The sequence below is a fragment of the Loktanella sp. D2R18 genome (genome assembly GCF_003318235.1).
In the GTDB taxonomy this organism is placed as follows: domain Bacteria; phylum Pseudomonadota; class Alphaproteobacteria; order Rhodobacterales; family Rhodobacteraceae; genus Yoonia.
This window is the reverse complement of sequence record NZ_QOCG01000030.1, coordinates 1-19,664: the sequence shown is the minus strand read 5'-3', so window position 1 is coordinate 19,664 and position 19,664 is coordinate 1. Positions and strand designations below refer to the sequence as shown.

Genomic DNA, 19,664 nt, shown 5'->3' with positions numbered 1-19,664 from the left:
GATGACAGAGAGGCTGACGCCGCGAGTGAGGACGCGTAGTATGGATGCCCGCGCGATTATTTCCGCTATCCGCCGTAAGAAAACACCAGCAGATGCTGAATTGGCGTGGTTCGCGAATGGTCTTGCTACTGGGGCGGTAAGCGATGCGCAGGCGGGTGCGTTTGCGATGGCGGTCTGTTTGAACGGGTTATCAGATGCTGGCCGCGTGTCGTTGACCAAGGGGATGCGTGACAGTGGGGATGTGTTGCATTGGGACCTGCCGGGGCCAGTTCTTGATAAACATTCGACTGGCGGTGTTGGCGACTGTGTATCGTTGATCCTTGCACCTATTTTGGCGGCTTGTGGTGTTTACGTCCCGATGATTTCCGGTCGCGGGCTTGGGCATACGGGCGGTACGCTGGATAAGCTCGAAGCGATCCCCGGTCTATCGGTTGATGTGAATGAGGCGAAGCTGCGTCAGATCACCTGCGATGTGGGCTGCACGATTGTCAGCGCAACCGGCCAGATCGCCCCCGCTGATAAACGGCTTTATGCGATCCGCGACGTGACGGCGACAGTTGAAAGCGTGGATCTTATCACAGCGTCAATCTTGGCCAAAAAACTGGCGGCGGGCCTAGAAGGCCTGATCTTAGACGTCAAATGCGGGTCCGGCGCGTTTATGAAAACGCCTGATGACGCGCGGGTACTGGCGCGTGCCTTGACCGATGCCAGTAACGGCGCTGGCTGCAAAACCGAAAGCCTGATCACTGATATGAACGCGCCGCTTGCGCCTGCGCTTGGTAACGCCTTGGAGGTGGCGGTGTGTATGGAGGTGCTGTCTGGCAATATCGCAGCCGCACCGCGTCTGTATGAATTGACGGTATCCTTGTGCGAACGCCTGTTGGCAATGCGCGGGATCACAGATGCAAAAATTCAGATCACAACCGCGATCAGTTCGGGTGCTGCGATGGAGAAATTCAGCCAGATGGTTGCTGCTTTGGGTGGCCCACCGGATATGGCAGATGATTGGCACACGCATTTGCCTAAAGCCCCGATTGTCAAACCTGTACGTGCACCAATCGCGGGCCATGTTGCGGCGATCAATGGCGAGGCATTGGGGCTCGCTGTTGTGACACTTGGCGGTGGACGCCGGGTTGAGACCGACAAGATTAACCCATCCGTTGGTTTTACCGATATGATCGGCTTAGGGCAGGCAGTCGCTAAAAATGATCCGCTCTGCATGGTTCATGCCGCGACAGATGCGCAGGCCGCAGCGGCAAGCGCGGCGGTGCAGGGGGCGATCACTATTGGTGACCCGGTGCCCCCCGGTCCACTGATCATTGAAAGGATCACATGATGGGACGTGCGTTTTTAATCGTTATCGACAGTGTCGGCATCGGTGGCGCGCCGGATGCGGATCAGTTTTTTAATGGCGACCTGCCGGATACCGGCGCCAACACGGTTGCACATATCGCACAAACCGCGGGGCTGAATGTGCCTATGATGGACGCGTTGGGCTTGGGTGCTGCGGTGACGTTGGCCTCGGGTGATGTGGCGTTGGGCCTTGGTGCCGAACCGACAGGGGCATGGGGGGCGGCGCGTGAAATATCACCGGGCAAGGATACCCCGTCCGGTCATTGGGAATTAGCCGGTGTGCCAGTGCCGTGGGATTGGCATGTGTTCGAGGATGCGACCCCTGCCTTTCCTGATAACGTTGTTGCGCAGATATGCGCGGCGGCTGGAACCGATGGGATATTGGGCAATTGCCACGCATCGGGCACTACGATCATCGCGCAAGAGGGCGAGGCCCATCTGAAATCGGGTTGGCCCATTTGTTATACGTCGGCGGATTCCGTATTGCAGATTGCCGCACACGAAGACCATTTTGGGCTCGATCGGTTGCTGAAACTTTGTGCTGATATTGCGCCTGTACTGCACACGATGAAAGTCGGACGTGTGATCGCGCGCCCATTTGTTGGCGACGTGGGCAGTTTCACCCGCACCGCAAACCGCAAAGACTATGCCATCGCGCCACCCGCAAAGACGATCTGTGATTATGTTCATGAGGCGGGCCGCAAAGTGTATGCGGTTGGTAAGATTGGCGACATTTTTTCGATGCGCGGGATCGATGATCTGCGCAAAGGCCGTGATGACGCGTTGATGGGGCATATCAGCGATCTTGTTGATACGGCGGAAGATGGCGGGTTTATCTTTGCCAATCTGGTGGAATTCGACAGCGAATACGGGCATCGTCGCGACCCCAAAGGATACGCCAACCACCTCGCGTGGTTTGATACTAGGCTTGGTCAGCTTTTGCCGCGATTGCGCCCCGATGATCTGTTGATCGTCACCGCAGATCATGGCAATGACCCGACGTGGCCCGGCACGGACCATACCCGCGAACAGGTGCCTATCTTGGTGCATGGTCTGGGTGCACGTGCATTGGGTCAGTTGAAGTTCGTCGATGTCGCCGCATCCATCGCCGCGTATCTGGAAGTGGATTATGATGGAAAAGGGAAAAGTTTCTTATGAATTTCAAAAGCATCCCAAAGGTTGAATTGCACACGCACCTTGAAGGGTCTGCACCGCCTGCGTTTATCGCAGCGCTTGCGCGTGAAAAGAACATCGACATTTCAGGAATTTTTGATGCGAACGGGGGCTATGCCTTTCGTGATTTCGATCATTTTCTTAAAGTCTATGAAGCCGCTTGCGAACCACTTCAATCGCCCGAAGACTTCCGCCGCTTAACGATTGCCGTTCTTGAAGAGACGGCAGCCCATGGCGTCGTTTATATGGAAACATTTGTGTCGCCCGATTTTTGCGGTGGCGGTGATGTGGCGGCGTGGCGCGATTATCTGGCTGCAATGCAAGATGCTGCAGACGAGGCCGAGCGCACGATGGGTATCACCCTGCGCGGCATCGTGACCGGCATCCGTCATTTTGGGCCTGATAAATGCAAAGTTGCGGCTACATGTGCTGCGGAAACCAAAGGTGATTTTATCACGGGTTTCGGCATGGCTGGTGGCGAAATGGCAGGCCGTCCGGGTGATTATGCCTATAGTTTTGACATGGCCCGCGAAGCTGGGTTGCAACTGACGGCGCATGCAGGCGAATGGGGCGGGCCGTCGATGGTCGCGGAAACCATACGTGATCTGAAAGTTGAACGCATCGGTCATGGGATCGGCGCGATTGAAGACGCCGCATTGATGGCTGAAATTGCGGATAAAGGGATCGTTCTAGAGGTTTGCCCCGGATCGAACGTTGTGCTGAAAGCGGTCACAGGATGGGATGCACACCCAATAGCAAAACTGCGTGACGCCGGTGTGCCCGTGACCATATCCACCGATGATCCGCCGTTCTTTCACACAACGATGACCGACGAATATGACATGCTCGCCCAGACATTTGGCTGGGGCGAAGATGATTTCCGGGCGCTCAATAAGGTCGCCCTTGATGCCGCATTCTGCGACGAAGAAACCCGCGCCCGTGTGGCGAAACGACTGGAGCCAAAAGATGACTGATCACGTGACCCATGTGACCCACCCGCTTGTGCAGCACAAACTGACATTGATGCGCCAAAAAGACACCTCAACCGCGAGCTTTCGCCAGCTGTTGCGCGAGATAAGCCAGCTATTGGCTTATGAGGTCACACGCGGCCTGCCGATGACAACACGTCAGATTGAAACCCCGTTGCAAATGATGGATGCCCCGGTGATTGACGGCAAAAAACTGGCACTGGTGTCAATTTTGCGTGCTGGTAACGGGTTGTTGGATGGTGTCCTTGAACTGATCCCATCTGCACGGGTTGGTTTTGTGGGGCTATACCGCGACGAAGAAACGCTGGAACCTGTGCAGTATTATTTCAAGGTCCCGACTGAGCTGGATGATCGTTTAGTGATCGCGGTTGACCCGATGCTTGCGACCGGCAATTCATCCGTTGCCGCGATTGATCTGTTGAAAAATGCGGGTGCAAAAAACATTCGTTTCTTGTGCTTGTTGGCTTCCCCCGAAGGCATTGCCCGGATGAAAGAAGCACACCCTGATGTGCCGATTATCACGGCGGCCATCGACGAAAAGCTGAACGAAAAAGGCTATATCGTTCCCGGTTTAGGCGACGCGGGCGATCGGATGTTCGGCACCAAATAGCCCTAAATATTGCAGATATTCTGCAAGCTAACCCATGCGCTGTCCGTCATAATGGCGGGCAGCGTTTGTCCTTCGAGCGCATCTGGCCCGATGTCGGGCATATTCCCCGTCGCCTGATCCAGCAGGGTCAAATAGGGGGCGAGCGGGATTTGTGCGTTGACAAAGCCCGTTTGGATGGCATCGGCATCGGCGACAGTTGCGGGCGCGTTGACGATGGATTGCGCATTCTCCGCCAGGACTGGTGCAGGGATTTCACCGGTGGTAAGCAGCTTGAAAGTCACGCCAAGCCCTGCACTGTGCAGCAGGGTTTCGAGCGGATCATTTTGCTGCATTGACGACCGGCTGGCCACGATGAACCCAGCGATGGCCGCAGGATCATCAGCCTGCTGCAAAAGCCTATAGTCGATCACGATCAACTGTCCCGGTATAGCCACAGCACCTTGTTCAAGATGCGGCACGACAATGATCTGGGTCTGCGTGTTATTTCCAAATAGGCGCTTGGCAAGGGTTGCCGCCGCCATATTCGCGTGCGGCTCGTTGCAGCGCGCGCCGGTTGTCTCTTGCATATATCCCAAAAGCGTCGCGCCGATTTCCATGCGTTTTGCGGCTGGTACGACGGCGAGGGTCTGGCGTGACAACGCGCCCGGAAGCCAAAAAAATGCAAGCGCAGTCGCCGCGGCCACCGTAGCCAAGGTCATGAATAGCCGTAGTTTTCCGGGTTTTGGGCGGGCCTTTTCTAGCGCCTTTTGGATCGCATTTATCGCGTCGATCATCAGTGTGTCGGCGATTTCAATCGTTTCTTCAGCGTCTTCGCCGGGGGTGTAGATCGCTGGTATTTCACCGGGGTTTTGCCGTTCAAGCGCGGGCAGGGACCAATGGGTCAATGGTCGCCCGGTGCCATCGGCAATGACCAGCGTGGCGTTGCCGAATGACACAACAACATCGCGGCGCTGCGTATCCTTATCCGCGCGCCAAAGCCCGTCGCATTCCAGCCGCTCATATTTTTCAAGTGCTGTCATTGCCCCAACCGCCCTTTTTTATCGAACTTATCGCGGGGCGGTGGGATTGTCATGTCGGTAATATGTTTGTGGGGGCTAATCGCAAGTATATGCCAGATCGCCGTCACCAAAATTCACGATCAAATATTCGGCCCGCGATTTTGTGCCGCAAACGCTGACGTAAAAAAGCATGTCGCCACCGCCTTCGAGCCATGTGGCGACGCCTGCAACTTTTGGCCCATTCTCATAAAGGGTTGGTATTTGGGCACGCATTTCAGCGTTTCCGAAAAGCCCATCAATTTCATCACCTTCTTGCATAACGCCAAAACGGTGTACGTTGGCCCGGTCTTGCTGCAAGATTGCACCGACTTCGTACAATTGCTCCCCGCGCGAGTTGTACGAGTCGGCATAGTTCAGAGCGGCGTAATAGCTGGTGATCTCGTCGGCCATTGCGGGTGTCGTCAGCAGGGCGGCAATGATTGCGGCAGATATTTTCATTTGTAAAACTTTTTCAAAATTAAAACTAAGGTACTTATGACAAAAAAACGCGCCCTGCAAGCAAGGCGCGTTTCAAGTTTTAGATGTTTTGTGCCTTAGGCTGCTTTGGTGTCCTGCCCAAAGCGTTTGTAGAACGCTTGGCTTTTGTCAGCCATTTCGCGCAGCAGGGCAGGGGTTGTGAACCGTGCGCCGAATTCTTCGGTCAATTGGTCACAGCGTTCGGCCGCATAGGGCGCACCGATGATGTCGAGCCAGCTAAACGGCCCTCCCGACCAAGGCGCAAAGCCCCAACCAAGGATCGCGCCAACATCGCCTTCGCGGATGTCTTCGAGCACGTTTTCTTCCAGCGCGCGTACAGCTTCGAGAACCTGCGCGAACATCAGACGGTGCTGCACGGTTGTCAGATCTGGTTGGTCATCCGCAACAGGGTACTGCGTTGCGAGGCCTTCCCAAAGACCGGTACGTTTGCCCTTGGCATCGTAATCGTAGAAGCCGCTGTTGGATTTGCGGCCCAGACGGTTTTGGTCGAACATCCAGAACAGAACATCGTCAACTTCACCATCAGGGTAATCATCGCCCATCGCAGCTTTGGTCGCCTTTGCGATTTTGACGCCCAGATCAACAGAGGTTTCATCAACCAGTTGCAGCGGACCTAATGGCATGCCAAGCAGTTTTGCTGCATTTTCGATCAGCGCGGGTTCCACGCCTTCTTTCACCATCCGAATACCTTCGTTGATGTACGGAATGATGCAGCGGTTTGCATAAAAGAACCGTTCGTCATTGACGACAATCGGCGTTTTACGGATTTGACGTACAAAGTCGAGCGCCTTGGCCACGGCCACATCGCCCGTTTCTTTGCACTTGATGATCTCGACCAGCAGCATTTTATCGACCGGGCTAAAGAAGTGAATGCCGATGAATTTTTCAGGGTCATTCGATGCTTTGGCCAATTCGGTGATCGGCAAGGTCGATGTGTTGGTTGCAAAGATGCAATCGGGACCAACAACAGCTTGAACCTTTTGGGTGACCTCGGCCTTGACGCCCACGTCTTCGAATACGGCTTCAACGATCAAATCACAGCCAGCCAGTGCTGCGTAATCGGTTGTTGCGTTGATCAGGCCAAGCACTGTTTCTTTTTTCTCTGGCGTGGTTTTCTTGCGGGCGATGCCTTTATCAAGATGCGCGGTGGTATAGGCTTTGCCTTTGTCAGCGGCCTCTTGCGTATTGTCGATCAAGACGACTTGGATGCCTGCCAGAGCGGACACAAGCGCGATGCCTGCGCCCATCATGCCAGCGCCGATCACGCCAACCTTCTGCACCTTTTGGTCTGCAATAGCAGGGCGGTTGGCCCCTTTTTCCAGCGCTTCCTTGTTGATGAACAAGCTGCGGATCATCGCAGAGGATGACGGGTTCATCAGCACGTTGGTGAACCAGCGGGCCTCGATTTTTAGCGCGGTGTCAAATGGCACCAATGCGCCTTCGTAGACGGCGGATAGCAGGGCTTTGGCTGCGGGGAATGCACCTTGGGTCTTGCCGTTGACCATCGCAGAGGCGCCAACAAAGGTCATGAAACCTGCCGGATGGTACGGTGCACCGCCGGGCATTTTATAGCCCTTTTCATCCCATGGCTTAACGATTTTAGGTTCTGACAGAACCCATGCTTTGGCAGCGGACAGCAATTCATCCGCAGGGACGACTTCATCAACGACACCTGCCGCCTTGGCTTTTTTCGGGTCGTTCAGCTTACCTTCGAGCAGCAGGGGCGATGCGCCCATTGCGCCCAATTTGCGCGACAGCCGGGTGGTGCCGCCCATGCCGGGGAAAATGCCGACCATGATTTCTGGCAGACCGATTTTGGCTTTGGGATTGTCGGCGGCAAAAATGCGGTGACAGGCCAGTGGAATTTCTAGACCAATGCCAAGCGCTGTGCCGGGCAGGGCGGCTGCGATGGGTTTGCCGCCTTTGTTGGTTTTCGCATCCATGCCTGCGCGCTCAATCTTGCGCAGGATTGCGTGGCTTTCCATCAACCCGTCGAACAGGCCTTTGGCAGGATTGTCGCCCGCGCTTTCTTTCATCTTGGCAATGACGTTCAGATCCATGCCGCCAGCAAAGCTGTCTTTGCCAGAGGTGATCACGATGCCTTTGACCGCGTCATCGGCGAGCGCGTCGTCGATCAGACCATCAAGCACTGGCCATGCCTCTAGCGTCATGACGTTCATGGATTTACCCTGCACGTCCCAAGTTATGATTGCGACGCCGTCTGCGTCTGTTTTCATTTTAAAGTCAGTCATTAAGTGTCTCCTTTCGTCTGGGGGCGCTGTCTATGCGCCGCTCTCAGCGATGTGGGATTTCAGTGTTGCAAGCATGTCATGCGGGGTGGTGGCTTCGACGGTGATGTGTTTGTAATAGTCGAATGTCTGCCGATCCATCGCGCTGCCCGGATCGCCTTGCAGCCGGAAAACGAGGTCCGGGTTTTTGCAAAACAGTCGGATCAACGCCCCATCATAGACGTTCACCATTTCGAGCCGCGCAAAGCCTTCGGCCTGCGCCAAGGCAAAGACAGCTGGAAACGGATGTTCTTCACCGATGGGATGCGTGAATGCCATGTTAGATGCGCTCAATAATCGTGGCTGCACCCATGCCGGATGCGATGCAAAGCGTGGCAAGGCCTGTGCCTTTGCCTGTGCGCTCTAGCTCGTCCAGCAATGTGCCGATGATGATCGCGCCCGTGGCGCCCAGCGGGTGGCCCATCGCGATTGATCCGCCGTTTACGTTGACTTTGCTATCGTCGACATCGAATGCCTGCATGAAACGCAAAACGACCGATGCGAAGGCTTCGTTCACTTCGAACAGATCGATGTCGGCAATCGACATGCCGCTGTCTTTCATGATTTTTTCGGTCACGGGCACAGGGCCGGTGAGCATAATGGTTGGGTCGGTGCCTATTTTGGCTGTGGCCCGGATCACCGCGCGCGGTTTGATCCCCATCGCTTCGCCGTATTCTTTTGATCCGATAAGTACGCCCGCCGCGCCGTCTACGATACCCGAAGAGTTCCCAGCGTGGTGGATGTGGTTGATCTTTTCCAGGTGCGGGTATTTCATCAGCGCAACTTTATCAAAGCCGGGCATGACTTCGCCCATCGCTTGGAACGCAGGGTTCAACCCGCCAAGCGATTGCATGTCGGTGCCGGGACGCATGTATTCGTCGCGATCCAGAATGGGGAGCCCGTTGATGTCTGTCACAGGCACAATGGATTTGGCAAAACGGTTGTCTTCCCAAGCCGCCGCCGCGCGTTTTTGGCTTTCCATTGCCAGCTGATCGGCCATTTCACGGGTGAACCCGTATTCGGTGGCGATGATATCGGCGGAAATCCCTTGGGGGACGAAATAGGTGTCCATCGCGATGGATGGATCAACCGCAATCGCAGCCCCGTCAGACCCCATTGGAACGCGGCCCATCATTTCGACGCCGCCCGCGATATAGGCAGAGCCTGCGCCGCCCTTCACTTGGTTCGCGGCTAGATTGACCGCTTCCATGCCAGATGCACAGAAACGGTTGATCGCAAGGCCGGGAATGGATTGATCAAGATCCGAAGCTAAAACAGCCGTCCGTGCAAGGCAGCCGCCCTGTTCGGCCACTTGGGTCACATTGCCCCAAATCACATCCTCAACGGCGTGGCCTTCGAGATTGTTCCGCTCTTTGAGCGCATTCAGAACGCCAGCAGAAAGCCGCGCGGACGTCACCTCGTGCAGGCTGCCGTCCTTGCGGCCTTTGCCGCGCGGGGTGCGCACGGTGTCATAGATATAGGCTTCGGTCATAGTTTCCTCCGGTGGATCTTTTGAATTAAGAAATCGTTGTGCGACAGGCGTCGATCAGAAGCAGCTACAGAAATCGCAATCGGCGTCGCAGGGTTTTGAAGCCCCTGGAATGATCCGGCCAGCGCTCGAAAGGCAGCCGTCGCAGCTTTCCCAAGCCACAGCATCACAGCACCCGTCGCGAGATTGCTTGGCGCAGCTATCGGATTTTTTCGCGTTGGTTTTTTGCTCTTCGTCCGCTGACTTTCGCTCTCGCAGCGTATTATATGCTGCTTTGCAGTCGCGAAGCCGTTGCCGCATGATTGGGATAGCTTGGAATAGCCCGTGCTGGCGAATGGTGTGTTTGGCATAGCCGGAACAGCCTGCGTCTCCATGCACGACAGAATGCGCGCATCGGAACCCTTTGTGGGGCGAGACATATCTTTGGTAAAGCCAGATGCCGCCCAAAGCTGCGCGCGTGAACATGATTGATCCCCAGAGTTTATAAGGCCTCTATGTGCCTGTCTTATCCAAGAGGTGTATATGATAGGACTATAGTTCAAGCGGGAAACGCCTTTTGCATTAGTTCATAAGGTGGTTTCCAACCGGGTTGGGCTGCGATGGCATCCAACCAGCGGTCGACATGGGGGTAATCTTTGCGATCAAAGTTGAACGCTTCGGGGTAAAACAGGTAGCCTGCGCAGGACAGATCCGCGACGGTGATATCGTCGCCAGCAAGCCATGCGTGATTGGTCAGTTGTTCGTCCATTGTTTTAAGCGCGCCTGTTAGCCGTCCGGTAAGGAAAGCGATCACATCGGCGTTGCGTTTTTCTTCGGGCAGGAAATTCATCTGGAACCGTAGAATGCCCGCGATGCTGGATACTTTGTGGTTGTCAAAGAACATCCAACGCAGGACCTCGCGGCGCGCATCGGCGGACCGCCCGCCCATTTTTCCGGTCTTTGAGCTAAGATAATCAAGGATCACCCCCGATTGCGTCAGCGTCAGATCGCCGTCTTGTAGCACTGGCGCTTCGCCCATGATGTTCAGGTCGCGGTATTCTGGGCTGCGCGATCCGCCGTTGAAGAAATCGATGAAAACAGGTTCCCATTCGATGTCCATCATCGATAGGGCCATCGCAACTTTGTACGAATGGCCGCTTTCGCCAAAGCAATGCAATTTCATGGTCATAGTGCAGGCCTCCAAACCTTTTGTGCCCGATACCCCATGGGGATCATCGGATGGGGGCGCCGCAAAATCGCGGCACCCCCTATGACCTTAGAAGTTTGCAGCATCCAGCGCCATGACCGTATCTGCCCCGGTGTTGATCCGGGCAAGATGCATGGTTGTGGCTGGCAATTGGCGCGCCATATAGTAACGACCCGTCGCGATTTTGGTTTCATAGAATGCGGTGTCAGATGCGCCGCCTTCCAATGCTTCCATCGCGGCCTTGGCCATTTTCGCCCACATCAAGCCAAAGCAAACATGCCCTAGCATGTGCATGAAATCGTATGACCCAGCGAGCGCATGGTTCGGGTTTTTCATCCCGTTTTGCATGAAATACATGCCCGCCGCTTGCAGGTCTTTGCTGGCGGCTTTCAGCGGATCAAGAAAATCGGCCTTCAGTGCTTCATTCCCGTCGTTTTCTTTGATAAAGGTTTTGATCATCTCAAAGAAGGCCAGGACATGTTTGCCGCCGTCTTGGGCCAGTTTGCGACCAACAAGATCAAGCGCTTGCACGCCGTTGGCCCCTTCGTAGATCATCGCGATACGCGCGTCGCGGGCGTATTGGGACATGCCCCATTCTTCGATATAGCCGTGACCGCCGTAAACCTGCTGCGCGGCAATCGCGTATTCGAACCCTTTGTCAGTTTGGAAACCTTTGATCACAGGTGTCAGCAATGAGATCAGCCCATCAGCGTCTTTATCGCCATTGCGGTGCGCGCGGTCGATCAGGTTCGACCCCCACAGCGTGAATGCGCGTGCGCCTTCGACGAATGATTTTTGATCCATGAGATTGCGACGAATGTCAGGGTGCACCATCAGCGGATCGGCCGGGCCGTCTGGGTTTTCCGCACCCGTTACGGCGCGCCCTTGTAGGCGGTCATTGGCATAGGCCACTGCGTTTTGATAAGCGCTTTCTGCTTGGGCATAACCTTGCAGGCCGACGCCGATGCGGGCTTCGTTCATCATTGTGAACATGGCGCGCATGCCTTTGTGTTCCGTCCCCAACAGGTAACCCGTCGCGCCGTCATAGTTCATCACGCAGGTGGAATTGCCGTGGATGCCCATCTTTTCTTCGAGCGAGCCAACAGACACAGCATTGCCTTCGCCAAGGCTTCCATCGTCATTCACCATCACTTTGGGGACGATAAACAAGGACACGCCCTTGATGCCTTCGGGTCCGCCTTCGATTTTGGCAAGGACAAGGTGAATGATGTTATCCGCCATGTCGTGATCGCCAGCTGAGATGAAAATCTTTTGGCCGGAAATCTTATAGCTACCGTCCGCTTGCGGGGCGGCTTTGGTGCGCATTAAGCCCAGATCGGTGCCGCAATGCGGTTCGGTCAGGTTCATCGTGCCGGTCCATTCGCACGATACCATTTTTGGCAGGAACTTTTGTTTCTGCGCATCAGTACCATGCGCGTGGATCGCGGAATAGGCACCGTGGGTCAGGCCCTGATACATGTTGAATGCCATGTTGGCGGATACAAACGGTTCTTGCGCGGCGCAGTTCATGACGTAGGGCAGGCCTTGACCACCGTAGTCAGGATCGCAATCCATCGCGGTCCAGCCGCCTTCTTTCATCTGTTCAAACGCGGCCTTAAAGCCGGTCGGGGTGCGCACAACGCCATTTTCAAGTACACAGCCCTCTTTGTCACCGGCCACATTCAGCGGGTGCAAAACAGCCGTGGCGACCTTGCCAGATTCTTCAAGTACAGCACCTGTAAAATCGCGATCCAAGTCTTCGTAGCCCGGAATATCTTGTTCGCTGACTTTCAGCAGATCATGCAGGACAAACTGTTGGTCTTTGGTCGGTGCGTTGTAAATTGGCATTGTCGTCTCTCTCCCTAAAGGCGTGATGCGTGGCTGTTTAGGCCGCGTCGTGTTTGCGATGGCCAAGTTCGGCAAGCTTAGCAGCCCCCCAGGCCATTTGTTCTTTCAATTCTGAAATCGCCTCGTCCAATTCGGCGCGTTGCGCCTCCATATCGGCAAGGTGACGTTCAGCGGTGACATAGGTTTTTGAAAGCTGCGCCTCTTGGCCGTCGTCCATGTGGTAAAGGTCTAGCAGCTGGCGGATTTCTTCTAGGCTGAAACCAAAGCGTTTGCCGCGTAGAATCAATTTCAACCGCGCGCGGTCTCGTTTCGAGAAAAGCCGTTTTTGGCCCTCGCGGGTTGGGAACAAAAGTTCCTTAGATTCGTAGAAACGTAGCGTACGCGGGGTTACATCAAAGGCGTCGCACATTTCGCGGATGTTCATCATTTCGGTCGTCATCATACTCGTTCCTTAGTTACATGGTCTGCCATGCACCTGCGGATATGAGGCCTACCTTACAAGCAAAGGTGACGTTAACGTAAACGGAACGTGGCGTCATTTTGAAGCTGACGAAAGGTAAGCGAAGATGACGCTAGGGAATGCGCAATAAAATATCGGGCGGGGGTTTTCGAATACGGGACGAAACGTCACGCGTTTCTTGCCCAAAGCCGACCTTGGTTGTTGCTGAGTCAAATTCCGCCATGCGGGACTTTTCGGGCCTTGGAGCGTTCTCAACCAATGGCCGCTTTCTACAGGCTTCTGATGCGGCAAAAAAGTAGGATGGGTTGGGAAAGGCGCCATTCTCTTCAACAGCACTGCGTTCGGTCGGGCTGTATAAAAACGGACACCGTCTGAGACCGCAATTTGTCTTGCTTAAGACTGAGCATCCTTGGTCTCGGCCTTCGCGACCTGGTCTTTGTTCACTATTTTGAACCCGTAACCACGCTGTTGCCGTTTCGGCAAAGCTCCCCTACCTGATGCGTTCTTCCCGCGCCGACGCCCGAAAACTAATGATAGGTTCATACCCAGAAAGAGGAATGATCATGACAGAGACCAAGGGCGTTATCGAACAGAAACTGGAAGCGCTTGGACTGCAATTGCCGCCACCCCCGCGCCCCATCGGGAACTACCTGCCTGCGGTTAAGGTTGGAAACATGCTGTATGTCTCTGGCACCTTGGGCACGATCCGTGATGAAAACGACAAAGACATCATGCCCATCAAAGGCAAGCTCGGCGGAGAGCTGAGCATTGCCGAAGGTTATGAATCCGCTAAGTTGATGGCGTTAAACCATTTGGCCCTGATGAAGATGGTCATCGGCGATTTGGACCGTATAGAACGTATTGTCAAAATGGTCGGCTACGTTAATTCTGCGCCCGGCTTTACCGAAGCACATCTGGTGATGAATGGCGCATCCGACCTTTATGTCGAACTGCTTGGGCCAGAACGTGGAAAGCATGCGCGCGCGGCCTTGTTCCAGAACGAGCTTGGCTTGGATGCACCGGTCGAGGCCGAAATGACGGTTCTACTCAAATCAGAATGACGGCGGCTGGGTCCACCATTTTTGCTGGGCCGCCAAAAGCGCCTGCGCATCCAAGGCCTCCCAATGCGAAAAACGACCCTCGGCAAACGTGGCAAATAGCTCCGTTGCCGGGGACAAGGCCCGCTGCCGACGCCGCGCAATAGACAGGCGGCGATGGGCCAGCGCCGCACAGTTTAGATTGACCGGCACGATGGTGCCGTTGCTCACCTCACTATACACCCCCTGAAGCGGCACAAACATAATGGCCTGATTGCGCAGCGCGTAATTGCGTAAAAAATTTAATAGGTTGCTGCGTACGCAAGGTAACACCGCAACCTTTTCCTTTTTCGCCACGCGTTTGATCAGCTGGGAAATGCCGAAACTGTCGTCCGGCAAAACGTGGGCGTAGGTCAAAAGTTCCGCCAGTTCAATCTCACGCCCATCGCTGAGTGGGTGATCCGGCGGCACAAACGCCATCAGCGGTTGGTGACAATGGGCCGTTGTTTCTATCGCATGGTGGTTCGAGAAATCGTACACGAACCCGATATCCGCCTCGTAGCGATCAAGGGCGTCCACCGTTTCATCGCGGCTGGCCACCGTAATTTCAAATGTCACATCAGGGTACAGGTCATTAAATTCCGTCAAAATGTCCGGCAAGAAATTTTCCGTAATCCCCTCAACGGTCGTAATGCGGATCGCGCCGCGGTGCAGGGCGCGTAGATCGTCGATATCCGACTGCACCAACTGCAACTGCGCCTCGATCTTTAACCCATGCGCCCACAACCGCTCACCCGCTTCGGTCAGCCTCACCCCGTCAGATCTGCGATCCAGAAGCACGCAATCTAGTTCATGTTCTAACGCGGAAATCTGACGGCTGATGGCAGACGCCGCTACATGTTGGCGTTCAGATGCACGCCGGATTGATTTGCACTTCGCGACTTCCAAGAAATATTTCAAACCGTTTAAATTCATAGCGTCGCCCTGTTTTTTCGCACAAATATCACCCAAATTTCGATGACATCCGTTGCCGATTTGGCAACACCTGCGTCGCAAGTTAATGCTACCTTCTTCAAAATTTGCAATGCCATAGTTGGTAAAACGATCCAGGGGGCGCTTGACCTGCAACCGTCATGCTCTTGTTTGTTTGGCGCATTCGGGGCGACTGACCCGAATGTGCCTGCCTTATAAAAAGAAAAACACTGCTTGTTTTCATCCTGTCCAACAAAGGAAACCCTTATGAAACTATTTTCAACCGCTTCCATCCTCGCCGCGTCGACTCTGCTCGCCAGCGCCGCGAACGCCCAAGACGTCACCTTGCGTCTTGGCCACACTGGCGCGCCGACCCACCACTACCAAACCATTTCCGAACTGTTCGCCGAAACGGTCAGTGAGCGCTCAGATGGTGAAATCCAAATCGACGTCTACCCGGCTGACCAGTTGGGCAAACAGCTTGAAGCCGTCGAAGGCACCATGTTGGGCACGCAAGACATCTTCCTTGTGTCGGACACCGTGCTGTCCAACTGGGTGCCGGACATGGGTATTCTGAACCTGCCATTCCTGTTCTCGTCGCTGGATGACGTACACGAAGTGCTTGAGGGCCCCGTCGGTGATCAGCTTGAGGCAAAGATGGACGGCACAGGCGCTGTTGTCATCGGTTGGTGGATGGGCGGCTTGCGCAACATCACCAACAACGTGCAACCCATCACCGGCCCATCCCAGCTTGAAGGCGTGAAGATCCGTGTTCCAGAAGGCGAGGTTTTCGTTGAAACCTTCAAAGCCATGGGTGCAAACCCTGTCGTGATTTCCTTTGGTGAATTGTATTCCGCGCTGCAGCTCGGCACCGCCGACGCACAGGAAAACCCGCCAGCCCACATCCTGACGCAGAAGTTCTATGAAGTTCAGGCATACACATCGCGCACAGCCCACATCTACCTCGGCTCACCGCTGATCATGAACGAAGCCCTGTTGGAGTCCCTGTCTGAAGAGCATCGTGAAATCATTCTGACGGCTGCCACTGAAATGGCCGGCGTGCATTTGCAGATGGTGAACGATCTGGAAGACGCGCAATGGGCTGAACTGGCTGAACTTGGCAACCAGATCAACGACGTTGACGCAGCACCATTCCGCGAAGCAACGGCACCTGTGATTGAGATGTTTAAGCAAACGCTCGACGCTGGCATAATTGAAGAAATTCAAACACAACTTGCCGACTAACCCAAACCGGCCCGCAGGCGATGTGTCTGCGGGCCGAACGGAGGCTACCCATGAAACTGTTTGATCTGTTGGAAACTGTCGTCCGTATCGTCGCCGGATTGTGTTTGTTCTCGGTGTTCGCCTTGGTCACTGCTCAGGTGGCCAGCCGTTTCATATTCAATTTTTCTCTCGCGGCGGCCAGTGAACTGTCGATCTACGCAATGATCTGGTCGGTGTTTTTAGGGGCTGCCGTGGCATTCCGCTCCAACAGCCACATCGCGATGGATATCCTGAAAAACAAGTTACCAGTGTCCGTTGGACGGCTGGCAGATATCATGATTTTTGTCCTCCTCGCGGGCTTTTTGTGCCTCATCGCAACTGAGGGCTACGACCTTGCCATACGCGCCATGCGCCAGTCTTCGCCTGCCGCCAAAATACCGGTCGGCTACATCACGATGGCCATTCCTGTCGGCTCAATCCTCGCGTTGGTCTTTCTCGCAGAACAGCAAATGTGCCAGTTCTTAAAGGCCAAACGCCATGACTGAGATTCTCTTTATCGCCCTGTTCGGTCTGCTGCTTCTCGGCGTACCTGTCGCATTCTCACTTGGCATCGCGTCCGTAGCGGCCTTGTATTTCGCCAGCCCGATCCCATTGATCATCGTGCCGCAAAAGCTGTTTAACGGACTGAATTCATTCCCCTTCCTTGCCATCCCCCTGTTCTTGCTGGCAGGCAACATCATGGCCGCCGCGCAAATTTCCGAACGGCTGGTCAAACTGGCAGGTCTCGCCCTTGGCCGCTATCCCGGCGGGCTTGCGCAAATGTCGACGGGCGCGTCTGCGTTCTTTGGTGCCATCTCCGGCTCTGCGCCTGCGACGACCTCCGCTATCGGGTCAATCCTGATCCCGTCCATGGTCAATCGCGGTTACGCACCTGCATTTGCGGGTGCTGTGGTTGCGTCATCAGGCGCGCTCGGCCTCATCATTCCGCCCAGCTTGACCATGGTAATTTATGGCACGATCGCAGATGTTTCGATTGGCGATTTGTTTATCGCAGGAATCCTGCCGGGCATTGTCATTGCGCTGGCCTTGGGCGTGGTGAATTATCTACTCGCAAAACGCCAAGGGCTGGCGGGTGAACCTGTGAACCCCGATGTAAAGGCAAGCAAGGTCATCGCCGAAAGCAGCCTCGCCCTCATCATGCCCGCAATCATCCTTGGTGGCATCTATGGCGGCATCTTTACGCCAACTGAATCCGCCGCTGTCGCCTGCCTCTATGGGCTTATCGTTGGCATGTTCGTCTACCGCTCCATCACGATCAAATCCCTCGGGCCGATCTTTATCAACACCGCCATCAGCTCCGCGATTGTTATGTATCTGATGGGCACAGCGAACGCGTTTTCCTATATCATCACCGCCGAACAACTGCCACAGGCCGTCGCAGCGTCCATCCTTGATATCAGCTCAAATCCGACGCTGATCATGGCGATGATTCTTGTGCTGCTATTGATCGCGGGCACGTTTCTGGACAACGTCGCAGCCCTTGTGTTGCTGGTTCCTACACTGGGCACCTTAATCACCGCAGTCGGTATCGACCCGATCTATTTCGGCGTTTTCACCGTCATCGCGCTGGCCGTGGGCAACTTTACCCCACCCGTCGGGCTGAACCTGTTTATTGCAGCCCGCTTATCGGGGTCGCGCATGGAAGACATCTCCAAAAGTGCTCTGCCCTACATCGGGGCCTATCTGATCGTCCTGATCCTGCTGATCCTTTTTCCCACGGTCATCACGCTGTTCGTGTGACCCCCTCAACCTGCTCGGAGCCTGAATTGATTACTGACCTGACTGCTGTAACTGCAACAGCACTGGCCGCCCGCCTTGCTGCTGGCGACCTAACATCCGAAGCGCTGGTCACAGCCTGCTTTGCCGCGATCAAGGCCCAAGGGGACGACGCGATATTCATCATCTTGACTGAAGAGACTGCGCTGGCCGCCGCCCGCGAAAGCGATGCGCGCCGCAAGGCTGGTCAGCTGCTCAGCCATTGGGATGGTATCCCCGTCGCATGGAAAGACTTGGTTGATATCCCCGGCACGCCCACCACGGCTGCAAGTGCAGTTTATGAACACGCAACCCCACCCGCGCGGGGCGCGGTCATTTATGAAAACTGCACCAAGGCCGGGCTGATCTGCATCGGCAAAACCAACCTGTCGGAATTTGCTTATTCCGGCCTTGGGTTGAACCCGCATTTTGGCAACCCCGTGAACCCGCACTCCGGCGACGACCCCTTGGCACCGGGCGGCTCATCAGCAGGCTCTGCGGTTGCGGTCGCCGCGTCCCTCGTGCCGCTGGCCATCGGCACGGACACAGCGGGTTCTGTACGCGTCCCCGCATCATTCTGCGGGATCACTGGCTTCAAATCCAGCCAGCGCCATTATGACAGGACGGGCATTTTCCCGCTATCAGAAAGCCTGGATTCAGTCGGCAGTTTTGCGCATTCGGTTGAAGACATCGTCACATTCGACGCCATTTTGCGGGGCCAGACACCGCAAGAAATCCCAACAGGGTCAACCAAAAAACCTGACCTTGTCGTCCCAACAAACGTGGTCATGGACGGGTTGGAACCTGAGGTCGCCGCGTGTTTCAGTCATGCGCTAGAGAAACTTGAAAACGCTGGCTACGCCATCACCCGCCGCGCGTTCCCGATCTTTGACGACGTAGTCGCCCTGTTCGCCAAGCACGGCACGCTCACCGTGGCAGAGGCCGCGACACTGCACAAAGACCTGCTGGCTGGCCCCGATGCCGACAAAATGGATCAACGGGTGCGCGAACGCATCGGAACCGCCACACAGTTTTCCGCGCAGGACTACATCCAACTGCAGTGGGCCCGTGCACGTCTTGAACGCGCTGTTGCCGCTGATCTAGGTCAAGACATTTTGGTCTTCCCAACGGTCGCGATCACCGCACCATCGATTGCCGCGCTTGAAGCTGATAACGACTATTTCATACAGACGAATTTGCTCGCTTTACGCAACACGATGTTGGGAAATTATCTGGGAATGCCGGGTGTCAGCATTCCTGCGGGTCACGCGAAAAACGGTACGCCGATCGGAGTGCTGTTTTCGATGGCGAACTCTGACGATTTGAAACTGCTCAACCACTGCCACACTATTGAACGCAGCTTGGTCGACTAAGGCCATTTTTCGAGCACCTAGAGATGAAAGCAAAGAAACGGTCGGCTCTGCGTTATTTTCAGAATCTACTTAATTTTACGTTTGCAACGTGTCCCCGCAGAAGGGAGCGCTGCAGCGTGATTACTGGATGACCAAGGTCGGCTGTGTGGAAACTTACTGAGCTCAAAACTCCCAGTTCCTGAAAGCAGACTTTAGCCGCGTTGCGGAAAATCGGCAAAATGGGCTCAAACCGAACCTTAGCTGCGTCTGCGAAGGCTGATTGGTTCAATTTCTCAGCCCGATGACCGCATCGCGGACGAAAGCCCCATTTCG

The 19,664-nt window shown here is 55.2% G+C and carries 19 protein-coding genes; 9 read left to right on the top strand and 10 right to left on the bottom strand.

All coding sequences use genetic code 11. The features are described from left to right. Window positions 1–40: 40 nt before the first annotated feature. The 4 genes from DS901_RS13520 to upp are packed head-to-tail and all read left to right on the top strand — an operon-like array spanning window position 41 to window position 4,125. Complete coding sequence (locus DS901_RS13520; protein ID WP_113777467.1) at window positions 41–1,336, top strand: thymidine phosphorylase; 1,296 nt, start codon at window positions 41–43, stop codon at window positions 1,334–1,336. Beyond that, window positions 1,336–2,511 carry a phosphopentomutase gene (locus tag DS901_RS13515; protein ID WP_113778028.1) on the top strand — a complete coding sequence of 392 codons (1,176 nt, stop codon included), beginning with the start codon at window positions 1,336–1,338 and terminating at the stop codon, window positions 2,509–2,511. Before DS901_RS13520 ends, DS901_RS13515 begins: the two co-directional genes overlap by 1 nt. Beyond that, a complete protein-coding gene (locus tag DS901_RS13510) occupies window positions 2,508–3,500 on the top strand; it encodes an adenosine deaminase (RefSeq protein WP_113777466.1) in 993 nt (330 codons plus the stop codon). The genes DS901_RS13515 and DS901_RS13510 overlap by 4 nt, the downstream gene beginning before the upstream one ends. Beyond that, the gene (upp, locus tag DS901_RS13505; protein WP_113777465.1) at window positions 3,493–4,125 is read left to right on the top strand and encodes a uracil phosphoribosyltransferase; all 633 of its coding nucleotides are present in this window, start codon (window positions 3,493–3,495) and stop codon (window positions 4,123–4,125) included. The genes DS901_RS13510 and upp overlap by 8 nt, the downstream gene beginning before the upstream one ends. 2 nt (window positions 4,126–4,127) lie before the next feature. Here upp and DS901_RS13500 read toward each other — a convergent pair whose 3' ends face one another. The 9 genes from DS901_RS13500 to DS901_RS13460 form a co-directional block, all read right to left on the bottom strand. Next, window positions 4,128–5,144, bottom strand: coding sequence for a hypothetical protein (locus DS901_RS13500; protein WP_113777464.1), 1,017 nt, complete (start codon window positions 5,142–5,144; stop codon window positions 4,128–4,130). 75 nt (window positions 5,145–5,219) lie between these two features. Then, window positions 5,220–5,621, bottom strand: a complete 402-nt coding sequence (locus DS901_RS13495; RefSeq protein ID WP_113777463.1) for a hypothetical protein — start codon at window positions 5,619–5,621, stop codon at window positions 5,220–5,222. 95 nt (window positions 5,622–5,716) lie between these two features. Continuing rightward, window positions 5,717–7,912: a 3-hydroxyacyl-CoA dehydrogenase NAD-binding domain-containing protein gene (locus DS901_RS13490; RefSeq protein WP_113777462.1), complete on the bottom strand. Its 2,196-nt coding sequence runs from the start codon at window positions 7,910–7,912 to the stop codon at window positions 5,717–5,719. 30 nt (window positions 7,913–7,942) lie between these two features. Beyond that, window positions 7,943–8,227 (bottom strand): hypothetical protein, encoded by a 285-nt coding sequence (locus DS901_RS13485; protein WP_113777461.1) that lies wholly within the window; start codon window positions 8,225–8,227, stop codon window positions 7,943–7,945. 1 nt (window position 8,228) lies between these two features. Further along, entirely contained in the window at window positions 8,229–9,440 is a 1,212-nt protein-coding gene (locus DS901_RS13480; RefSeq protein ID WP_113777460.1) for an acetyl-CoA C-acetyltransferase, read from the bottom strand. Window positions 9,441–9,494: 54 nt separating this feature from the next. After that, the gene (gene yidD, locus DS901_RS13475; protein ID WP_113777459.1) at window positions 9,495–9,902 is read right to left on the bottom strand and encodes a membrane protein insertion efficiency factor YidD; all 408 of its coding nucleotides are present in this window, start codon (window positions 9,900–9,902) and stop codon (window positions 9,495–9,497) included. A 73-nt stretch (window positions 9,903–9,975) separates the two neighbouring features. Further along, on the bottom strand, window positions 9,976–10,605 hold the full coding sequence (locus DS901_RS13470) for a glutathione S-transferase family protein (protein WP_113777458.1): 630 nt from the start codon (window positions 10,603–10,605) through the stop codon (window positions 9,976–9,978). 87 nt (window positions 10,606–10,692) lie between these two features. Next, window positions 10,693–12,471 (bottom strand): acyl-CoA dehydrogenase C-terminal domain-containing protein, encoded by a 1,779-nt coding sequence (locus DS901_RS13465; protein WP_113777457.1) that lies wholly within the window; start codon window positions 12,469–12,471, stop codon window positions 10,693–10,695. A 37-nt stretch (window positions 12,472–12,508) separates the two neighbouring features. Then, a complete protein-coding gene (locus DS901_RS13460; RefSeq protein ID WP_181820910.1) occupies window positions 12,509–12,910 on the bottom strand; it encodes a MerR family transcriptional regulator in 402 nt (133 codons plus the stop codon). 584 nt (window positions 12,911–13,494) lie between these two features. On the opposite strand from DS901_RS13460, the gene DS901_RS13455 reads away from it, so the two are divergent. Then, window positions 13,495–13,992 carry a RidA family protein gene (locus DS901_RS13455; protein ID WP_113778027.1) on the top strand — a complete coding sequence of 166 codons (498 nt, stop codon included), beginning with the start codon at window positions 13,495–13,497 and terminating at the stop codon, window positions 13,990–13,992. On the opposite strand, the gene DS901_RS13450 is transcribed toward DS901_RS13455, so the two are convergent. Next, a complete protein-coding gene (locus DS901_RS13450) occupies window positions 13,984–14,943 on the bottom strand; it encodes a LysR family transcriptional regulator (protein ID WP_113777455.1) in 960 nt (319 codons plus the stop codon). The two genes, DS901_RS13455 and DS901_RS13450, sit on opposite strands and share 9 nt — an antisense overlap. A gap of 264 nt (window positions 14,944–15,207) precedes the next feature. Between DS901_RS13450 and DS901_RS13445 the strand changes: the two genes are divergently transcribed. From DS901_RS13445 to DS901_RS13430, 4 genes are read left to right on the top strand one after another with little or no spacing between them, the layout of a single operon-like run. Further along, window positions 15,208–16,185 (top strand): TRAP transporter substrate-binding protein, encoded by a 978-nt coding sequence (locus tag DS901_RS13445; RefSeq protein ID WP_113777454.1) that lies wholly within the window; start codon window positions 15,208–15,210, stop codon window positions 16,183–16,185. Between the two features lie 50 nt (window positions 16,186–16,235). Beyond that, entirely contained in the window at window positions 16,236–16,709 is a 474-nt protein-coding gene (locus DS901_RS13440; protein WP_181820872.1) for a TRAP transporter small permease, read from the top strand. Further along, on the top strand, window positions 16,702–17,964 hold the full coding sequence (locus DS901_RS13435; RefSeq protein WP_113777452.1) for a TRAP transporter large permease: 1,263 nt from the start codon (window positions 16,702–16,704) through the stop codon (window positions 17,962–17,964). Before DS901_RS13440 ends, DS901_RS13435 begins: the two co-directional genes overlap by 8 nt. Before the next feature lie 26 nt (window positions 17,965–17,990). Beyond that, window positions 17,991–19,352, top strand: coding sequence for an amidase family protein (locus DS901_RS13430; RefSeq protein WP_181820871.1), 1,362 nt, complete (start codon window positions 17,991–17,993; stop codon window positions 19,350–19,352). Window positions 19,353–19,664 lie beyond the last annotated feature (312 nt).